This window comes from Chromobacterium sp. CV08, assembly GCF_051129845.1.
Classification (GTDB): domain Bacteria; phylum Pseudomonadota; class Gammaproteobacteria; order Burkholderiales; family Chromobacteriaceae; genus Chromobacterium.
Genome location: NZ_CP150453.1, coordinates 3601772 through 3618320, shown reverse-complemented (window position 1 = coordinate 3618320; position 16549 = coordinate 3601772). Strand labels below are relative to the sequence as shown.

Genomic DNA, 16549 nt, shown 5'->3' with positions numbered 1-16549 from the left:
TCTTACCTGTGAGTCAGCGCGATCATGCATCCGAGCACGATCACGTAAAGCGCGAAATTGAACAGAGAGCGGTGCCATACCACCCGGTACAGGCCCAGCCGGACCAGCGCGTGGCGCAATGCGCCGAAGACGGCGAAGGCGATCAGCATCAGCAGCAGCAGGCTGGGGATGTAGACGCCATAGAAATCGATTTCGCCTATCATGATCGGGCTCCTGCGTCTGCGGCCGCCGGCGCGCGGCCGTCGGCGTCGGGAAACAGCGCCACCCGCAATTCCACCAGCGCGTGGCGGGCCTCCTGCGCGGCCAGGCCGGCGGCGCGGGCGGTGCCGGCGATGGCGGCGTCCAGCGCGTCCATCAGCGGGGCCGGGGTGGCCTGGCTGGCGCCGGCGGCGGCGCAGGCCCGGTAGTGGCCGCTGACCGCCTGCAGCGCCGCGTCCACCGTCTGCCGCGCCTCGCCGTGCAGCCGGTGCTCGTCGCGCTGCAGATCGAGCGCGCTGAAGCCGACGCGCAGCTCGCGGAACGGGTCGCCGGGCTGTCCGGCGGCGGCCAGCCGCGGCGCCAGCAACGCCAGCCGGTCCAGCATCTTGGCGGTCAGCCGCGCGTAGTCGCCGAGCTGATGGCCGGCGGCGTTGCGCGCCAGATCGTTCCAGTTGGCGCGCGTCAGCCGGCGCAGCGCCAGCTCCTTGCCGAACGGCCGGGTGGCCAGCGTCCACATCAGCGCCAGCAGGATGCCGGCAGCGCCGGCCAGATTGCTGTTCAGGAAGGATTCGAAGTCGGCGCTATAGGTCTGCTGCAGGCCGATCAGATTCGAAGTGAACACCACCAGCAGCGTCGCCGCCATGCCGAAGCGCGGCTGGCCGAACAGCAGGCCGGCGAGCAGGAAGGGCGCGGCCAGGCACAGCGCCAGCGTCTCGAACTCGTGCACGGCCGGCAGCACCGCGAATAGCAGGACGCCGGCCAGCAGCGTGCAGGCCAGGTTGACGACGAACAGCGTGCGCATCTGCGGCGCCGGCTCGTCCAGCGAGGCGAACAGGCAGCAGGCGACGGTGCCCAGGATCACCGCGTTGCCGCCGTCGGTCCAGCCCGAGCCTATCCAGCCCAGGCAGCCGAGAAACACGCCGAGCGCGACGCTGCCGGCGGTGAACAGCGTCAGGCCGAAATCATGGTGACGGGAGCGGTCGGCGACTTCCCAGCGGGTGTAGGCCGGCTTCCAGCCGCGCAGCGGCTGCTTATGCATCACCAGCTGGCGCAGCGACAGGCAGTCCTGCCACAACCTGACCAGCGAACGCAGCCGGGCGCGCAGCGTGCCTTCCAGCAGTCCGCTCCAGTCGCCGGCAGGCGGGGCCTGCTCCAGCCGCTGCAGCAACTGGCGGCCGCGTCCGGCGAAGTGGGGGTCGTCCAGCGGCGTCGCCTGCCATTCGGCGATGTCGGCCATCAGCACCTCCAGCCGGGGCGGCAGACCGGCCGGCTGGCGGCGCAGCGCGGCCCTCAGGTCGGTCAGCGAGGACAGCAGCGGCGGCAGCATGCTCATCCGGGCCCGCAGTTCGCGCGCCGCGGCGTCGGCGTCGTGGCGCGCGGCGTCGTAGGACAGGTGGGTGATCAGCTGGTCGAAGGCGCGCAGGTCGGCGGCCAGCTTGTGGCGGCTGGACGCCGGCCGGGGCTCGGCGGACGGCGCCAGCGATTCGGCGGCCCAGGCGGCGGCGTCGCGCAGCCAGGCGTCCATCCGCGGGCCCAGGGCCGCGGCCACCCGCGTCGGCCATGCCAGCGCGGCGACCACGCTGGCGCAGACGATGCCGAGGATGATCTCCTCGCTGCGCGCCAGCGCGGTGTCGAACACGCCCTGCGGCGCGAACACCGCCGGCAGCGCGATCAGCGGCATCGTGTAGGCCGGCAGCAGGAACAGGTAGTGGCGCGGCGTCGGGTCCAGCATGGACAGGTAGAGCAAGGTCCCGGACCACAGCGCCACGACCAGGCTCAACAGCGCCGGCGCGTCCGCCAGCGGCGGCACGGCGGCGACCGCCGCCGCGGCGCCGAGCAGGGTGCCGAACACGCGGTAGACCGCCTTGGAGCGCGTGGCGCCTATCAGCGGATGGGAGACGATGTAGACCGTGCCCATCGCCCAGCTGGGGCGGGGCAGGTCCAGCGCCAGCGCGATGTACAGCGCCAGCATCGCGGCGGCGAAGGTGCGGACGGAGAACAGCCAGTCCTGTCGGGTGGGTGTCGACAGCATGGCGTCAGTCCGGCAGCGGTGCAGGCTGGGCCTGGGCCGCGGCCTCCAGTGTCTGGAATACCCGCAGCGCGGCCTCCAGGTCCGAGCGGTCCAGCGGCGCCAGCACGCGCGCGCGCAGCGTCACCAGCTCGGTTTCCAGCATGGCGGTCTGCGTCCGTCCGGCATCGGTGAGCCACAGGGTCTTGACGCGGCGGTCCTGCTCGCCCTGCTCGCGCCGCACCAGCCCGGCCTGGCTCAGCTTGTCCACGATGCGCACCAGCGAGGCCGCCTCCATGCCGAGCTCTTCGGCCAGCCGGCGGTGGCTGACGCCTTCGCCTAGGCGGTGGATGAACAGCAGGGCCGCGCCGCCGGATACCGAAACGCCGTGTTGCTGCAATACTTCCTGAGCGATATGCCGCCACAGCACGCCCAGCGGGCGCAGACTGCTGGTCAGCCTCAGGCGCAATTGATCGATGTCTTCCATCTTGCTTGGCCGGCGGGGCCGGCTCGGGAGTGGGGATGAACGGATTGTAGACCCTATTTAATTACTTAGCAAACTAACTAATTTGACGAGGATGAAGACGACTGCCGACGGCGGCGGCGCGCGCCGCGCGACCGGCCGGGATGGGGGGAAGGAAATGTCGCCGCCGGTATTGCCGGGGGATGGCCGCCGGAGAAAGATCGCGAACGGGTTTCGATCCCGATGACGGCGATTGCTTGAATCGAATGGCTGCCGGGATTTCGGCACCGGTATTATCGAAAGCCGGGCCTGAAAAACAAAAAACCGGCAAGCGCCGGTTTTTTCACTGCCTTCGGGTGTTACTGGGGCAGGATATTGGAGGCCTGTTTGCCCTTCGGGCCGGTGACCACGTCAAAGCTTACCCGCTGGCCGTCCTTCAGCGATTTGAAACCGCTGGAGTTGATTGCGGAGAAGTGAGCGAACAAATCCTCACCGCCTTCATCCGGAGTGATAAAGCCAAAACCTTTTGCATCGTTGAACCACTTCACGGTACCGGTTGCCATTGCGTTTTCTATCCTATCTAGTTGCGGGCGGCTGCCCTGGCTGAATCATATTCAGTGTTGACGCCGAGCACAAACCTTACCGGCCCGATATTGGCTGACCGATAGGACAGTGATTACGGTTTAGCAGCGCTATATTAGCAATTGATATGGCAATTGCATGTCCTGGCGGCATTTTCCGGCGAACGGCCCGCTATTCCGTTTCGGTCCGGCCGGCGGCGCGCGCCGCCGGCGCGCCGCAGGCCTGCAGCCGCCATTTGCCCTGATGCCGCGACAGCGCGGTCTGCGTCAGCGGCGCGATATCCAGCTGCCAATACGCGGCGACCGGCGCCCGCAGCACGTGCAGGACCGCCGCCTTGATCACGCTGGCCGGTGCGATGGCCAGCGTCAGCCGGGCATCGGGACGGTGATGTTCCAGCCAGGCTCCGACGCGCTGAGCCGCCGCGCCGAGCGATTCGCCGCCGTGGCCGTTCCATTCCGGATCGGACAGCCAGGCGGCGATCGCGGACGGCTCGTCGGCGGCGATGCGCTTCAGCGATTGCCCGGCCCAGCGGCCGTAGTCGACCTCCCGCAGCGCGGCTTCGTCGTCCGCCGGCCATTGCAGCCACTCGGCCGTGCGCCGGGCGCAGCGCGCCGGGCCGCACAGCGTCCGCTCGGGCCGTTCCAGCGCGGCGGCCAGTCCGGAGACGGCTAGCTGCTGTTCCGGGTCGGGGGCTTCGTCGTCGGGAAAGCGGCCGGCGCGCAGCGCGGCGGTGGCGGGCTGGCACAGCAGGATCAGGCGTGTACTCATGTCGGGACCTTGGGTTTGCGATCGCTTCGTCGATTTGTTTGACATGGCGGCGAGCCGCTCTAGAATGCACAGAACTTCGATGCGGGGAAGCTGGTGGGAATCCAGCGCGGTCGCGCCACTGTGTGTCCGCCCTATGATGGGGGCGGCGAGTCAGACCTTCGCATCGAAAGTCCTCGGCGGCTGTCCGCGATCCGCCTCCTGGCCGGAGTCGAGACGGCGGGCAAGCTGCTATTCCTATTCGGACGCGTCATCCTCAAGGAGATCGATCATGCACGCAAGCCCCACCATCGCGCCGGCGCCGGAGCCGGCATCCATTCCCATCGGCGAACTGTTGCCCTGGGCGGTTTTCGGCAGCCTGCTGATGCTGCTGGCCATTTACTTCGTCGGCGTCGAGGAGGGGGCCATGGCCGTCTTCAACAGCATGTACGTGCACGAATTCGTCCATGACGGCCGGCATCTGCTCGGCTTTCCCTGCCACTGACCGGGGATGTCCATGGTGAGAAGTCTGCTGATCCGCGGCATGGTCGCGGGTTTCCTGGCCAGCCTGCTGGCATTCGGCTTCGCCAAGGCGGTCGGCGAGTCCCAGATCGAGCGCGCGATCGCCTTCGAGGAACAGATGGAGAAGGCCAGCGGGCATCACGACGAGACGCCGGAGCTGGTCGGCCGGGAGGTGCAGTCCGGCATCGGCTTGTTCGTCGGCGTCGGCGCCTTCGGCACGGCGGTCGGCGGCCTGTTCGCGCTGGTGTTCGCCTTTGTCTACGGCCGGGTCGGCGCGTTGCGCGCCCGGGCCGTTTCGGCGCTGATGGCGCTGTTCGGCTTCGTCGCCTTCGCCCTGGTGCCTTTCCTGAAATATCCGCCCAATCCGCCGTCGGTCGGCGATCCCGGCACCATAGGCTGGCGCACCGCCATGTTCTTCGCGATGATGGCGCTGTCGCTGGCGGCCCTGGTGCTGGCCTTGCTGATGGCCCGCAGGCTGGCCGCGCGTCTCGGCGCCTGGAACGCCGCCTTCGCCGCCGGCGCGGCGTTTCTGGCGCTGGTGTCGCTGGCGCAATGGCTGTTGCCGGAGATCAACGAAGTGCCGGATCAGCTGCCGGCGGTGCTGTTGTGGCGTTTCCGCGTGGCTTCGTTCGGCATCCAGGCGGTGCTGTGGACCGGACTGGGCATCTTGTTCGGCGGCCTGGTGGAGCGCCTGCTGGAGGACGGGCGCGGCGCGTTCCGCGTCGCCTGAGGCGGCCCCTTCGCTATCGACAACCCCGCTTCGGCGGGGTTGTTTTTTTGCCGGGCGGCCCGTCTTCGCCGCCGGCGCGAATGCGTTCGCACCGGACTGGCGCGGCGGGGGCGCTTGCGGTATAAATAGTAAATCAGTTTACTATTTCGGATATCATGAAACTGAAACTCACCGAACGCTTCGGCTTCCTGGTCAGCGACACCGGCCGCCTGTACGGCCGCGTTTTCGATCAACGCGCGCGGCAACAACTGGGCCTGTCGCTGGCGCAGTGCCGGCTGTTGGGCGCGCTGGCCGCGCATGACGGCGATACCGGCCTGTCCCAGGTCGAGCTGGCCGACCGGCTGGACCTGACGCCTATGGGCGTGGCCACCTTGTGCGACCGCATGCAGGCCGCGGGCTGGCTGCGGCGAATGCCTTGTCCGAACGACCGTCGCGTCAACAAGATAGAACTGCTGCCGCCGGCCTACGACGCGCTGAAGTCGGCGATGGCGCTGGGCGACGAATTGCAGCGCCAGGCGCAGCAAGGCCTGGACGACGCCGAGGCCGAGCAGCTGCAAGCGCTGCTGCGCAAGGTGCACGCCAATCTGGGCGGCCTGCTGCCGAAATGAGCGCCGCCGTCGCCGAGGTGCCGCACCGCGGCATGATAACCGTTCCATCATGCTGGCAACCATCATGCAGGCGCTGGACACCACCATCGCCAATGTGGCCCTGCCGCATATGCAGGGCAGCCTGCAGAGTTCGCAGGACCAGATCAGCTGGGTGCTGACCTCCTATATCGTCGCCGCCGCCATCGCCACGCTGCTGACCGGTTGGCTGTGCGGCCAGTGGGGGCGGCGCAAGGTCTTCCTGGTGTCGGTGGTCGGCTTCACCGTGGCCTCGGCGCTGTGCGGCCTGGCCGACTCCTTGTGGCAGATCGTCGCGGCGCGGCTGCTGCAGGGCGTGTTCGGCGCCGCGCTGGTGCCGCTGTCGCAGGCGGTGCTGCTGGACATCAACACCAAGGAAAAAGTCGGACAGGCGATGGCGATCTGGGGCGCCGGCATCATGGTCGGGCCGATACTCGGGCCGCTGTTGGGCGGCTGGTTGACCGACAACGCCAGCTGGCGCTGGGTGTTCTACATCAATCTGCCGGTCGGTGTGCTGGCCTTTTACGGCATCGCCCGCTACCTGCCGGAGAGCCAGGCCGGCGACGGCAGGCTGGACCTGTTCGGCCTCAGGGGCTGCCGGCGGCGCTGAACCCGTTCAGCGATCAGGGCAGGGCGCTGCTGAACCTGGAGCTGACCCGGCAGGCGGCGCTGGTCGCCTATATCGACGATTTCAAGATCATGATGTGGTTGTCGCTGGCGGTGCTGCCGCTGCTGCTGCTGATCCGGCGGCCGTCGGCCGCGACGGCACCCGCCGCCGCCGCCGACGGCGCCCACTGACTCGGCCGTTTTCCGCGCCCCGCATCCGGCGGAAAACCGTCGATGCCGCAAAAAGGCCTTGAGCAGGGCTAAGTAATTACCATTAGTCCGCCGTGCTCGTTACCCGTTTCGAATCGCGCCGCCTTGTCGCCGTCCCGGCGGAAGGCTATCCCTTAAACAATAGCCACCGTTAAAATACCGGACTGCCGGCGCGAGCCCGCGGCCGGCCACGGCCAAGGAAGCCTGATGTTGAACGATTCACCACAGGAGCAGGCGCGCATCCTCATCGTCGACGACATGGCGAGCAATATCCATGTGATACGCGAGGCGGTGCAGGATCTGGGCGAGGTGCGTTTCGCCACCAGCGGGCAGGCGGCGTTGGAGATGGCGCGACGCGCGGTGCCGGACGTGATCCTGCTCGACATCGAAATGCCGGGCATGGACGGTTACGAGGTATGCCGGGCGATCAAGACCACGCCGCAACTGCAGGACATCCCGGTGATCTTCGTCACCTCGCATGACCAGGAAGTGCACGAGCTGCAGGCGCTGAGCATGGGCGGCGTCGACTTTCTGCACAAGCCGCTGAACGTGCCGGTGGCGCGCGCGCGCATCCAGACCCATCTGGCGCTGCAGCGCAAGACCCGGCAGCTGGCGCGCGCGCAGCGGGACCTGGCCGAAGTGCTGAGGCACCTGCCGGCCTTCGTCGCCTGCTGGGACGCCGAGCTGCGCAACGAGTTCTGCAACGACGATGCCGGCGACTGGTTCGGCGTGGCGGCGGCGGCGATGCGCGGCATGCCGCTGCACAAGGCGCTGGGCGAGGCCAATTTCCAGGCGATGGCCGACCATCTGCAGCGCGCGCTGGACGGCGGCAGCCCGTCGTTCGACCTGCCGCTGCAGCGGCGCGGGGGACCCTTGCTGCACGGCCAGGTGGCGCTGGTGCACAGGGCGCAGGACGACGGTCGGCCCGGCTGCCTGATGCTGATCACCGACGTCACCGATCGCAAGCGCGCCGAGATGGCGCTGTACGACGAGAAGGAGCGCATACGGATCACGCTGAACTCGATAGGCGACGCGGTGATCGCCACCAATGCGCACGGCCGCGTGACTTTCGTCAATCCGATCGCCGAGGAGATGACCGGCTGGCTGGCGGAAGAGGCGCTGGGTCAGACCATCGAGCATGTGATGCCGCTGAGGGCGAGTGAATCGGGGCAGCCTGTCGGCAATCCGGTGCGCCTGGTGTTGAGCGAGCAGCGCACGGTGGGCATGTCGCTGGACTGCGCGCTGCTGCGCCGCGACGGCGGCCTGGTGGAGATCGAGGATTCGGCGGCGCCCATCGTCGACCACGCCGGCCAGCTGACCGGCGCCATCATCGTGTTCCATGACGTCAGCGAGGCGCGCGCGCTGGCGCTGAAGATGATGCACCTGGCCCAGCACGACGCGCTGACCAATCTGCCCAACCGCATGCTGCTGCAGGACCGTACCGAGCAGGCCTTGCAGCAGGCCGAGCAGAACAGCGAGCGGCTGGGCCTGTTCATCCTGGACGTCGACCATTTCAAGGTGATCAACGACTCGCTGGGCCATTCCGTCGGCGACCAGCTGCTGCAGCAGCTGGCCCGCCGATTGCAGGGCATGGCGCGCCGCGGCGACACCATCAGCCGCCAGGGCGGCGACGAGTTCATCGTGCTGGTGCCGGATCCGGCCAGCATCGAACAGCTGGGCTCCTTAGCCAGCCGGATGCTGAAGACGGCGTCCGAGCCTTACTGGATAGGCGAGCAGCGTTTCGACCTGTCGGTCAGCATAGGCGTCAGCCTGTATCCGGACGACAGCGCCGACAAGGAGGAGCTGTACCGCCACGCCGACGCCGCGATGTACCGCGCGAAGGCCGAGGGGCGCAACCGCTACCGCTTCTTCTCGGCCGAGATCGAGGAGGCGCTGATGACGCGGCAGGCGCTGGAGCGCCATATCCGCATGGGCGCCGAGGAGGGCGGCTTCCTGGTCTACTACCAGCCCAAGGTGGACGCGTTGGACGGCACGATAATCGGCGTCGAGGCGCTGATGCGCTGGCGCAACCAGGGCGAGCAGATCGTGTCGCCGGTCGACTTCATCCCGCTGGCCGAGGAGACCGGGCTGATCCTGCCGCTGGGGCGCTTCATCCTGCGCCAGGCCTGCCTCGACGCCAAGGCCTGGCACGACGCCGGCCGGCCGCTGCGCATCGCCGTCAATGTGTCGGCGGTGCAGATCACCGAAGGCGGCTTCAGCGACACCGTGCGCGGCGTCCTGTCCGAAACCGGACTGGACCCGGAATGGCTGGAGCTGGAGATCACCGAGGGCGTGCTGGCGCAGAACATCGAGCAGACGATGCAGGTGCTGTCCGAGCTGAAAAGCCTGGGCGTGCTGATCTCGATTGACGACTTCGGCACCGGCTATTCCAGCCTGGCCTATCTGAAGCAGTTTCCGATCGACGTGCTGAAGATAGACCGGAGCTTTGTCCACGACATGCTGGACAATCGCAGCAATTTCGCCATCGTCGCCGCCATCATCAACATGGCGCAAGGCCTGGGACTGCGTCTGGTGGCCGAGGGCGTCGAGACGCCGCAGCAGGAGGCGGCGCTGGTGAACATGGGTTGCAGCATCATGCAGGGTTATCTGTACGGCAGGCCGATGCCGCTGGAGCAGATCGAGCCGCTGCTGAGCGGCGGGCGGATAGCGCGCCCGCCTGCCGGGGATTAGCTGGCCTGCGATCGCCTGAGCAGCACCGGCACCGATTTCGAGGTCGGGGTGTTGGAGACGTCGGCGACGCTGTCCAGCGGAATCAGCGGATTGGTCTCGGGGAAATAGGCACCGAGGCAGCCGCGCGGGATGTCGTATTCGACCAGCAGGAAGCCGTCGGCGCGGCGCTCGATGCCGTCGTGCCAGACGGTGAAGATGTCGACGCGCTCGCCGGCGGACAGACCCAGCAGCGCCAGGTCGTCGCGGTGGATGAACAACACCCGGCGCTGGCCGTAGACGCCGCGGTAGCGGTCGTCCATCGCGTAGATCGTGGTGTTGTACTGGTCGTGCGAGCGGGCCGTCATCAGCACCATCAGCCTGTCGCCGTGCAGCGCGCGGGCGCGGGCGATAGGCGTGTCCTTCTCCAGCGCGTTGACGACGAACTGCGCCTTGCCGCTGGGCGTCAGCCAGCGGCGCTCGCGCGAGGCCGGGGTCAGGTGGAAGCCGCCGGGCTTGGCGACGCGGGCGTTGAAGTCGCGGAAGGCGTCCAGCACCTTGGCGATGTCGTCGCGTATCCTCGAATAGTCGTCGACATAGGACAGCCAGTCCACCTTGCCGCTGCCGAGCGTCGCGTGCGCCATCCGCGCGACGATGTCGGTTTCGGAGCGCAGCTGGCCGGCCGCCGGCGGATTGATGCCGTAGGACAGGTGCACCATGCACATCGAGTCCTCCACCGTCACGCCCTGCGGGCCGGACTTCTGCAGATCGATCTCGGTGCGGCCCAGCGTCGGCAGGATCAGCGCGTCGTGGCCGTGTATCAGGTGGCTGCGGTTAAGCTTGGTCGAGATCTGCACCGTCAGCGCGCAGTTTCGCAAGGCCTCGAAAGTGCGCGGCGTGTCCGGCGTCGCCATCGCGAAGTTGCCGCCGAGGCCGACGAAGACCCGGACCCGGCCGTCCAGCATCGCCTTGATGGTGTCGACCGCGTCCAGGCCGTGCTCGCGCGGCGGCTCGAAGCCGTAGACGTCGCGCAGCCGGTCCAGGAAGGCCTGGGTCGGCTTGTCCTCTATGCCCATCGTGCGGTCGCCCTGCACATTGGAATGGCCGCGCACCGGGCACAGGCCGGCGCCGCGGCGGCCGATATTGCCGCGCATCATCATCAGATTGGACAGCATCTGTATCGCCGCCACCGAATCGCGGTGCTGGGTCAGACCCATGCCCCAGGTGGCGATCACCGCCTTGCCATTGACATAGACCCGGCTCAGCGCCTCGATATCTTCAAAGGGCACGCCGGAGGCGGCGACGAGGTCCGGCCAGCTCTCTGCCCTGAGGTCGGCGGCGAAGGCGTCGAAGCCGCTGCAGTGCTCGGCGAGGAATTCGACGTCCAGCACCCGTTCGCCGCCGGCGGCGACGGCCTCGTCGTCCAGCTCCAGCACCCGCTTGGCCACGCCCTTGATCAGCGCGAAGTCGCCGCCCAGCGTCGGCCGGATGAACAGCGAGCTGATGGCGACGCCGCCGCCGACCAGGTCCATCGGGTGCTGCGGACTGGAAAAGCGCTCCAGCCCGCGCTCCTTCAGCGGATTGATCGAGACGATGGCGGCGCCGCGCTTCGCGCATTCGCGCAGCTCGTTCAGCATCCGCGGATGGTTGGTGGCCGGATTCTGGCCGAAGACCATGATGGTGTCCGCGTGCTCGAAATCGTCGAGGACGACGGTGGCCTTGCCGACGCCCACCGTCTGCGGCAGCGCGCGGCTGGACGACTCGTGGCACAGATTCGAGCAGTCCGGGAAGTTGTTGGTGCCGTACATGCGCACGAACAGCTGGAACAGGAAGGCGGTTTCGTTGCTGGTGCGGCCGGAAACGTAGAAGGCGGCCCCATCGGGATCGGGCAGCGCCCGCAGGTGCCCGGCGATGCGCGCGAAGGCCTCGTCCCAGCCTATGGGCAGGTAGCGGTCGCTGGCGGCGTCGTAGACCATGGGCTCGGTCAGCCGGCCGTGCTGCTCCAGTTCGTGGTCCGACTGCTCCAGCAGCTCGGCCACCGTGTGGCGGGCGAAGAAGTCGGCGCCGACGCGTCTGGCGGTGGCCTCGGCGGCGACGGCCTTGACGCCGTTCTCGCAGAATTCGAAGGTGGACGTGTGCTCGCGGTCGGGCCAGGCGCAGCCGGGGCAGTCGAAGCCGTCCGGCTGGTTCTGGTGGAACAGCGTCTTGTAGCGGCTGCCCGGCACTTTTTCCCGGACCAGCGTCAGCGTCGTGCTTTTCAGCGATCCCAGGCCGCCGGCGGGCGGCGTATAGGGTTCGATGCGAGGCTTGGTCTTTGAGCGGTCCATGGGGAATGACTCCGGGCGGCGGGTTGGAGAGGCGGTTTCGGGCGTGGGGGAAGGCCGCGGCCGGTGGAGGCCGGCGGCTCACGGCGCCGAACCCGCAAGGATAAATCAAGCCGCCGTTTCCGTGGCAAGTTTATCGAGCCGGCTGGCGCGGCGGCCGGGCCGGGGGCGATAATGTCAGTCTGCGGGCGCGAACAGGCAGCGGCACAGGGCCAGACCCTCGGCGCTGAGCCAGGCGCGGCCGCGGCCGTCCTCGTCCAGTTCGATATCGGCCAGCTCCAGCTCGGTCAGCATCGTCAGGCAGCGCCGCAGCGTGCTCATCCGCAGGCCGGACTGCTTGCACAGCCGGGGCAGCGACCACGGCCGTCCGTCCTGGGCCGCGCGCCACAATTGGGCGAGCAGCGCGGCGATCGCGGGATCGAGCCGGTCGGCTTCGGGGGCGGGGGATTCGGGCATGGTCGGTTTCGGCTTCGGCGTCGGTGCGCCAGTTTAAGCCGATTGCGGCGCGGCGGAAATGTCGCGGTCCCCCGGGACCGTTTTTTTGCGGAGAGTGAAGGATGCGAGACGGCGGCGAGCGCGCGGGCTTTGTCGAACTGGATGTGGTACGCCACCGCGACGGCGCGAGCGGCGCAGACCGCGACCGGGTGGCCGAGGAGACGCCGGTGGCGCTGGTGTTCAACGGCATCTCGCACGCGGTGATGATGGCGACGCCGATGGACCTGGAGCCGCTGGCCGTGGGCTTCGCGCTGACCGAGGGCATCGTCGGGCGGCGCGGCGAGATTTTCGATGTCGAGGCCGAATTCGTCGGCGGCGGCGCCGAGGTCAGGCTGGAGATCGCCGAGCCGGCCTTTCTGGCGCTGAAAGACCGCCGCCGCAGTCTGGCCGGTCGCACCGGCTGCGGCGTCTGCGGACTGGAAAGCCTGGCGCTGCTCGATTTGCGGCCGGAACGGATTGCGTCGCCGCGGCCGGCCGACGCGGCGGCGATCGCCCGCGCGGCCGGCGAGCTGCCGCGGCACCAGGCGCTGATGCGGGCCACCGGCGGCGCGCACGCGGCGGCCTGGTGCGCGCCGGACGGCGCGGTGCTGGCGGCGTTCGAGGACGTCGGCCGCCACAACGCGCTGGACAAGCTGATCGGCCGGCTGGCGCTGGACGGCGCCGACTTCGCCGGCGGCTTCGTCTTCCTGTCCAGCCGCGCCAGCTACGAGTTGGCGCGCAAGGCGGCGCGGATGGGCATTCCGCTGCTGGCCACCATTTCGGCGCCGACGGCGCTGGCGGTGGACATCGCGCGCCAGGCCGGCATGACGCTGGCCAGCTTCTGCCGAGAGAACGGTTTCGTCGAGTACACGACGTGAGGTTTGCGATTGAACGCGCCGCGGACGCCGCGGCGCGCGAGGAGGGGATATGCTGAGTTTCGACGATGCGCAGCGGCTGCTGGCGGCCTATGCCGAGCCGGTGGCGGGGCGGGAGACCGTGCCGCTGGCCGCCGCGCCGGGCCGGGTGCTGGCCGAGGCCGTGACGGCGGTACTGGACCTGCCGCCGTCCGACAACAGCGCGATGGACGGTTACGCCTTGCGGCGGGCCGACTGGCGCGCCGGCGAAGGCCTGGCCCTGGCCGGCCGCTGTTTCGCCGGCGAGGCGCCGCCGCCGCTGCCGCCGGGCGCGGCGATCCGGTTGTTCACCGGCAGCCAGCTGCCGGCCGGCGCCGACGCGGTGGCGATGCAGGAGGACGCCGACGAGCGCGACGGACGGGTGTATATCGGCCGCGAGCCGCGGCCGGGCCAGCATGTCCGCCGCCGCGGCGAGGATGTCGCCGCCGGGCAGGCGCTGCTTCCGGCCGGCTCGCTGCTGGGGCCGGCGCACATCGCGCTGCTGGCCGCGCAGGGCATGGCCGGCGTGCCGGTCTCGCGCCGACTGCGCGCCGGCATCCTGACCAACGGCGACGAGCTGACGCCGGTCGGCGCGCCGTTGGGGCCGAGGCAGATCTACAACAGCAATGCGGCGATGCTGGCTGCGCTATTGGCCGGCATCGGCGTCGAGGTGGCCGATTGCCGCCACGCGCCGGACGACGAGGCGGCGCTGCGGCGCGATTTCGCCGAACTGGGCGCGCGTTGCGACCTGGTGTTCAGCGTCGGCGGCGCCTCGGTCGGCGAGCGCGACCTGGTCAAGCCGGCGCTGGCGGCACTGGGCGCCGAGCTGGACATGTGGCGGGTCAAGATGAAGCCGGGCAAGCCGGTGGCGCTGGCCAGGCTGGGGGAGACGCCGGTGCTGTGCCTGCCGGGCAACCCTGTGTCGGCCTTCGTGGTGTTCGCCTTGCTGGCGACGCCGCTGATCCGCCGGATGCAGGGCAGGGCGGAGACGATGCCGCCGCCGGCGCGCGCGGCGCTGCAGTCCGGCGCGGCGCGGCGCGACATCGGCCGCGAGGACTTTCTGCGCGTGCGGCTCGAACGGGACGGCGCCGGCGGCGCCGTGCTGGTCCCGTTCGCCAGTCAGGGCGCGGCGATGATCTCCTCGCTGCCCTGGGCCTCCGGCCTGGCCCGTCTGCCGGCCGGCCTAGAGGTCGCCGATGGCGACCTCGTCGACTACTACGACTTCGCCCGCTGGCTGGCGTAGCGTTCCGCCGCCGCCAACTCCTCCGGGGTGTTGAGGTTGCGAAAGGCCTCGGGCGCGTCGTCGAAAGCTATCTGCAGCGCGCCGGCGCGGGCCTGCCATTCCCTGACCCTGCGGCCGCCGGCGCGCAGATAGGCGCGCAGGTCCTCCAGCAGTTCCACCGATAAAGCCATGCAGACCGGGTGCTGCCGGCCGGCGCAGCTGGCCGCGCTCAGCCTGGCCTCGCCGCGCAGCAGCGGCGCCAGCAGCCGCGAAGCCAGATCGGCGGGCAGGAAGGGCAGGTCGCAGGGAACCGCTACCAGCCAGGGCGCCGAACAGGCAGCCAGGCCGGCTTCCAGGCCGGCCAGCGGTCCGCAGCCGGAGAACTCCGGTGCATCCGGCAGCGTGCGGGCCAGCGCGGCATAGCGTTCCAGATTGCGGTTGGCGCTGATCAGCAACTCCCCCTTTCCCAATTGCGGTCGCAGCCGCGCCAGCGTCAGTTCGACCAGCGGCGCGCCGGCCAGCTCCAGCCAGCCCTTGTCCTTCCTCCCCATCCGCATGCCCTGGCCGCCGGCCAGCAGCAACGCGCACATGCCGTCGGCTTGTCCGGGCGCCATCGCTGTCATTCCTATTCCTTCCTTTTCCCAAGCCTGGGTCATGGCGCGATCCATGGCCGCAAAAGACGGCGCCGACAGGTTTTTCGCCTGCCGTCGCCGTCGCGTTTTGTTTCCGGCGCCGGCGATTTTCGCCGTTTTCGCGCCGGCTACCTATCAGGCTTTATAGGTTGTTCCCACGATCGCCACTATATACCATCCCAACCCAAAATGTCCTGGTCATAAACTGTGATCGGCTTGCGACGCGGCATGGAAAAGAGTGGTTTCAGGCGGAAAGCCATTTCGTCGATGCGAATAGGGTTTTATCAATCGGCCAGCAAACAGGCCCTGCTTCATTTTTTGCAACGGCGATAGGTGCGAAATGCTTGAGAGTGTTTTGTCAATTATTTGAACGGGTGAAACATGAAGTCGCGGAATTTGGAGTTGGATCGGCTTAGAGCCTTTGCTGTTCTCATGACGCTGAACATACATCTCATGAGGGCTTTCTTTCCCTGGAACATGTTCCAGCCATACCGAACCGACGGGACGGTGGATAACATCATCAATAACTCCTGGACCGGGGTGGATTTGTTTTTGGTGATTTCCGGCTACATCATTTCCAAAACCATAGTCAGGCAGCTGGATTTTTTCAAAGGCGCCTCCAGCATGCAGGCGGTTTTGGTGAAGGCGTTTTATATCAGGCGGATTTTCAGAATTTATCCTGTGGCGTGGACAGTGTTTATTCTGGTGGTGGTCTTGAGCGTCTTTTTCAATGAAATAGGTTATTTCGGCAGCCTGACCAGCAATCTGGAAGCCGGGATTTCCATTTTTACCTACACCTACAATTATTTCGCATTCGGCTCCTGCACCAGCCATGCCTGCCCGTTGGCGCCTTACTGGAGCTTGTCGCTGGAAGAGCAATTCTATCTGGTGATGCCATTCTTCCTGCTGCTGGTGCGCTCGACCAAACGCCGGGTGGCGGTGCTGGCCGGCCTGTTGCTGGCGATGACCTTCATCGTGCGGCCGGTCTTGCATCAGGATGAGCTGACTTTCTTCATTCACAACCGCGGCGATGGCCTGCTGTATGGCTGCCTGCTGTATTTCCTGACCGAACAGCCGTGGTTCCAGGCCATCCGTCTGCGCGCCGCGGGCAACCGTACGGTGACGGGCGCGCTGACGCTGGTGATGGTGGCGGTGCTGGCCGGCCTTCCCGGCATCGGTTTTTCCGCCAGCCTGGCGATCCCGGTCGCCTGCCTGCTTTCCTCCCTGCTGGTGCTGATCGCGTCTTGCGAGTCGGGCTTCATTTCGTTCGCAAAGCCGATAGAGGCGGTGCTGGACTACCTGGGCACGCGCTCCTACAGCCTTTATCTGATCCATATGCCGATGCTGACGGTCGCGCAGGAAATCATGTTCCGCCACGAAAAAGCCCTGCATGAAGCCATCGGCTCCCAGTTGTGGCCCCAGTACCTGGCGTTGGCTGTGGGGCTGTCGTTGGCGGCGACCGAGCTGGTGTACCGGCTGATCGAGCAGCCGATGCTGGCCAAGGGGCGAAGCCTTTCCGAGCGGCTGATCCATGCCGGCAGGGAGCCGGTTCACGGCGACGCGCCTGCGCAGGGCGCGCCGGCCCTTGAGGCCAAGGCAAGCGCCTGAGCGGCGGCAAACATAAGGCAGGCCGGCACCGGAATAGCCTGCC

At 68.0% G+C, this 16549-nt stretch carries 16 protein-coding genes and 1 riboswitch; of the genes, 8 read left to right on the top strand and 8 right to left on the bottom strand.

Going from position 1 to position 16549, the window contains the following annotated elements; all coding sequences use genetic code 11:
- Nucleotides 1–2: 2 nt before the first annotated feature.
- From WNM05_RS16575 to WNM05_RS16555, 5 genes are all read right to left on the bottom strand, one after another.
- Complete coding sequence (locus WNM05_RS16575) at nucleotides 3–203, bottom strand: DUF1656 domain-containing protein (RefSeq protein ID WP_434628893.1); 201 nt, start codon at nucleotides 201–203, stop codon at nucleotides 3–5.
- Nucleotides 200–2230, bottom strand: coding sequence for an FUSC family protein (locus tag WNM05_RS16570; RefSeq protein ID WP_434628891.1), 2031 nt, complete (start codon nucleotides 2228–2230; stop codon nucleotides 200–202). Before WNM05_RS16570 ends, WNM05_RS16575 begins: the two co-directional genes overlap by 4 nt.
- Before the next feature lie 4 nt (nucleotides 2231–2234).
- Entirely contained in the window at nucleotides 2235–2693 is a 459-nt protein-coding gene (locus tag WNM05_RS16565) for a MarR family winged helix-turn-helix transcriptional regulator (protein WP_434628889.1), read from the bottom strand.
- 335 nt (nucleotides 2694–3028) lie between these two features.
- Nucleotides 3029–3232, bottom strand: a complete 204-nt coding sequence (locus WNM05_RS16560) for a cold-shock protein (RefSeq protein WP_101709040.1) — start codon at nucleotides 3230–3232, stop codon at nucleotides 3029–3031.
- Nucleotides 3233–3422: 190 nt separating this feature from the next.
- Complete coding sequence (locus WNM05_RS16555) at nucleotides 3423–4019, bottom strand: histidine phosphatase family protein (protein ID WP_434628886.1); 597 nt, start codon at nucleotides 4017–4019, stop codon at nucleotides 3423–3425.
- Nucleotides 4020–4077: 58 nt separating this feature from the next.
- Nucleotides 4078–4252: riboswitch (adenosylcobalamin (AdoCbl) riboswitch) on the top strand.
- Between the two features lie 35 nt (nucleotides 4253–4287).
- Between WNM05_RS16555 and WNM05_RS16550 the strand changes: the two genes are divergently transcribed.
- The 5 genes from WNM05_RS16550 (at nucleotide 4288) to WNM05_RS16530 (ending at nucleotide 9377) form a co-directional block, all read left to right on the top strand.
- Nucleotides 4288–4500 carry a CbtB domain-containing protein gene (locus tag WNM05_RS16550; RefSeq protein ID WP_434628884.1) on the top strand — a complete coding sequence of 71 codons (213 nt, stop codon included), beginning with the start codon at nucleotides 4288–4290 and terminating at the stop codon, nucleotides 4498–4500.
- A 12-nt stretch (nucleotides 4501–4512) separates the two neighbouring features.
- A complete protein-coding gene (locus WNM05_RS16545; RefSeq protein WP_434628882.1) occupies nucleotides 4513–5247 on the top strand; it encodes a CbtA family protein in 735 nt (244 codons plus the stop codon).
- Nucleotides 5248–5402: 155 nt separating this feature from the next.
- Complete coding sequence (locus tag WNM05_RS16540; RefSeq protein ID WP_434628880.1) at nucleotides 5403–5855, top strand: MarR family winged helix-turn-helix transcriptional regulator; 453 nt, start codon at nucleotides 5403–5405, stop codon at nucleotides 5853–5855.
- 49 nt (nucleotides 5856–5904) lie between these two features.
- A complete protein-coding gene (locus tag WNM05_RS16535; protein WP_434628878.1) occupies nucleotides 5905–6480 on the top strand; it encodes an MFS transporter in 576 nt (191 codons plus the stop codon).
- 413 nt (nucleotides 6481–6893) lie between these two features.
- A complete protein-coding gene (locus WNM05_RS16530; protein WP_434628876.1) occupies nucleotides 6894–9377 on the top strand; it encodes a two-component system response regulator in 2484 nt (827 codons plus the stop codon).
- Here the strand turns inward: WNM05_RS16530 and WNM05_RS16525 are convergent.
- Complete coding sequence (locus tag WNM05_RS16525) at nucleotides 9374–11680, bottom strand: FdhF/YdeP family oxidoreductase (RefSeq protein ID WP_434628874.1); 2307 nt, start codon at nucleotides 11678–11680, stop codon at nucleotides 9374–9376. The two genes, WNM05_RS16530 and WNM05_RS16525, sit on opposite strands and share 4 nt — an antisense overlap.
- Nucleotides 11681–11854: 174 nt before the next feature.
- A complete protein-coding gene (locus WNM05_RS16520; protein ID WP_434628872.1) occupies nucleotides 11855–12133 on the bottom strand; it encodes a hypothetical protein in 279 nt (92 codons plus the stop codon).
- A 101-nt stretch (nucleotides 12134–12234) separates the two neighbouring features.
- On the opposite strand from WNM05_RS16520, the gene fdhD reads away from it, so the two are divergent.
- Nucleotides 12235–13029, top strand: coding sequence for a formate dehydrogenase accessory sulfurtransferase FdhD (fdhD, locus tag WNM05_RS16515; protein ID WP_434628870.1), 795 nt, complete (start codon nucleotides 12235–12237; stop codon nucleotides 13027–13029).
- A 49-nt stretch (nucleotides 13030–13078) separates the two neighbouring features.
- A complete protein-coding gene (locus WNM05_RS16510; RefSeq protein ID WP_434628868.1) occupies nucleotides 13079–14287 on the top strand; it encodes a molybdopterin molybdotransferase MoeA in 1209 nt (402 codons plus the stop codon).
- On the opposite strand, the gene mobA is transcribed toward WNM05_RS16510, so the two are convergent.
- Nucleotides 14260–14880: a molybdenum cofactor guanylyltransferase MobA gene (gene mobA / locus WNM05_RS16505; RefSeq protein WP_434628866.1), complete on the bottom strand. Its 621-nt coding sequence runs from the start codon at nucleotides 14878–14880 to the stop codon at nucleotides 14260–14262. The genes WNM05_RS16510 and mobA overlap by 28 nt on opposite strands.
- 399 nt (nucleotides 14881–15279) lie before the next feature.
- Here mobA and WNM05_RS16500 point away from each other — a divergent pair, with 399 nt between their 5' ends.
- Nucleotides 15280–16506 carry an acyltransferase family protein gene (locus WNM05_RS16500; protein WP_434628865.1) on the top strand — a complete coding sequence of 409 codons (1227 nt, stop codon included), beginning with the start codon at nucleotides 15280–15282 and terminating at the stop codon, nucleotides 16504–16506.
- Nucleotides 16507–16549 lie beyond the last annotated feature (43 nt).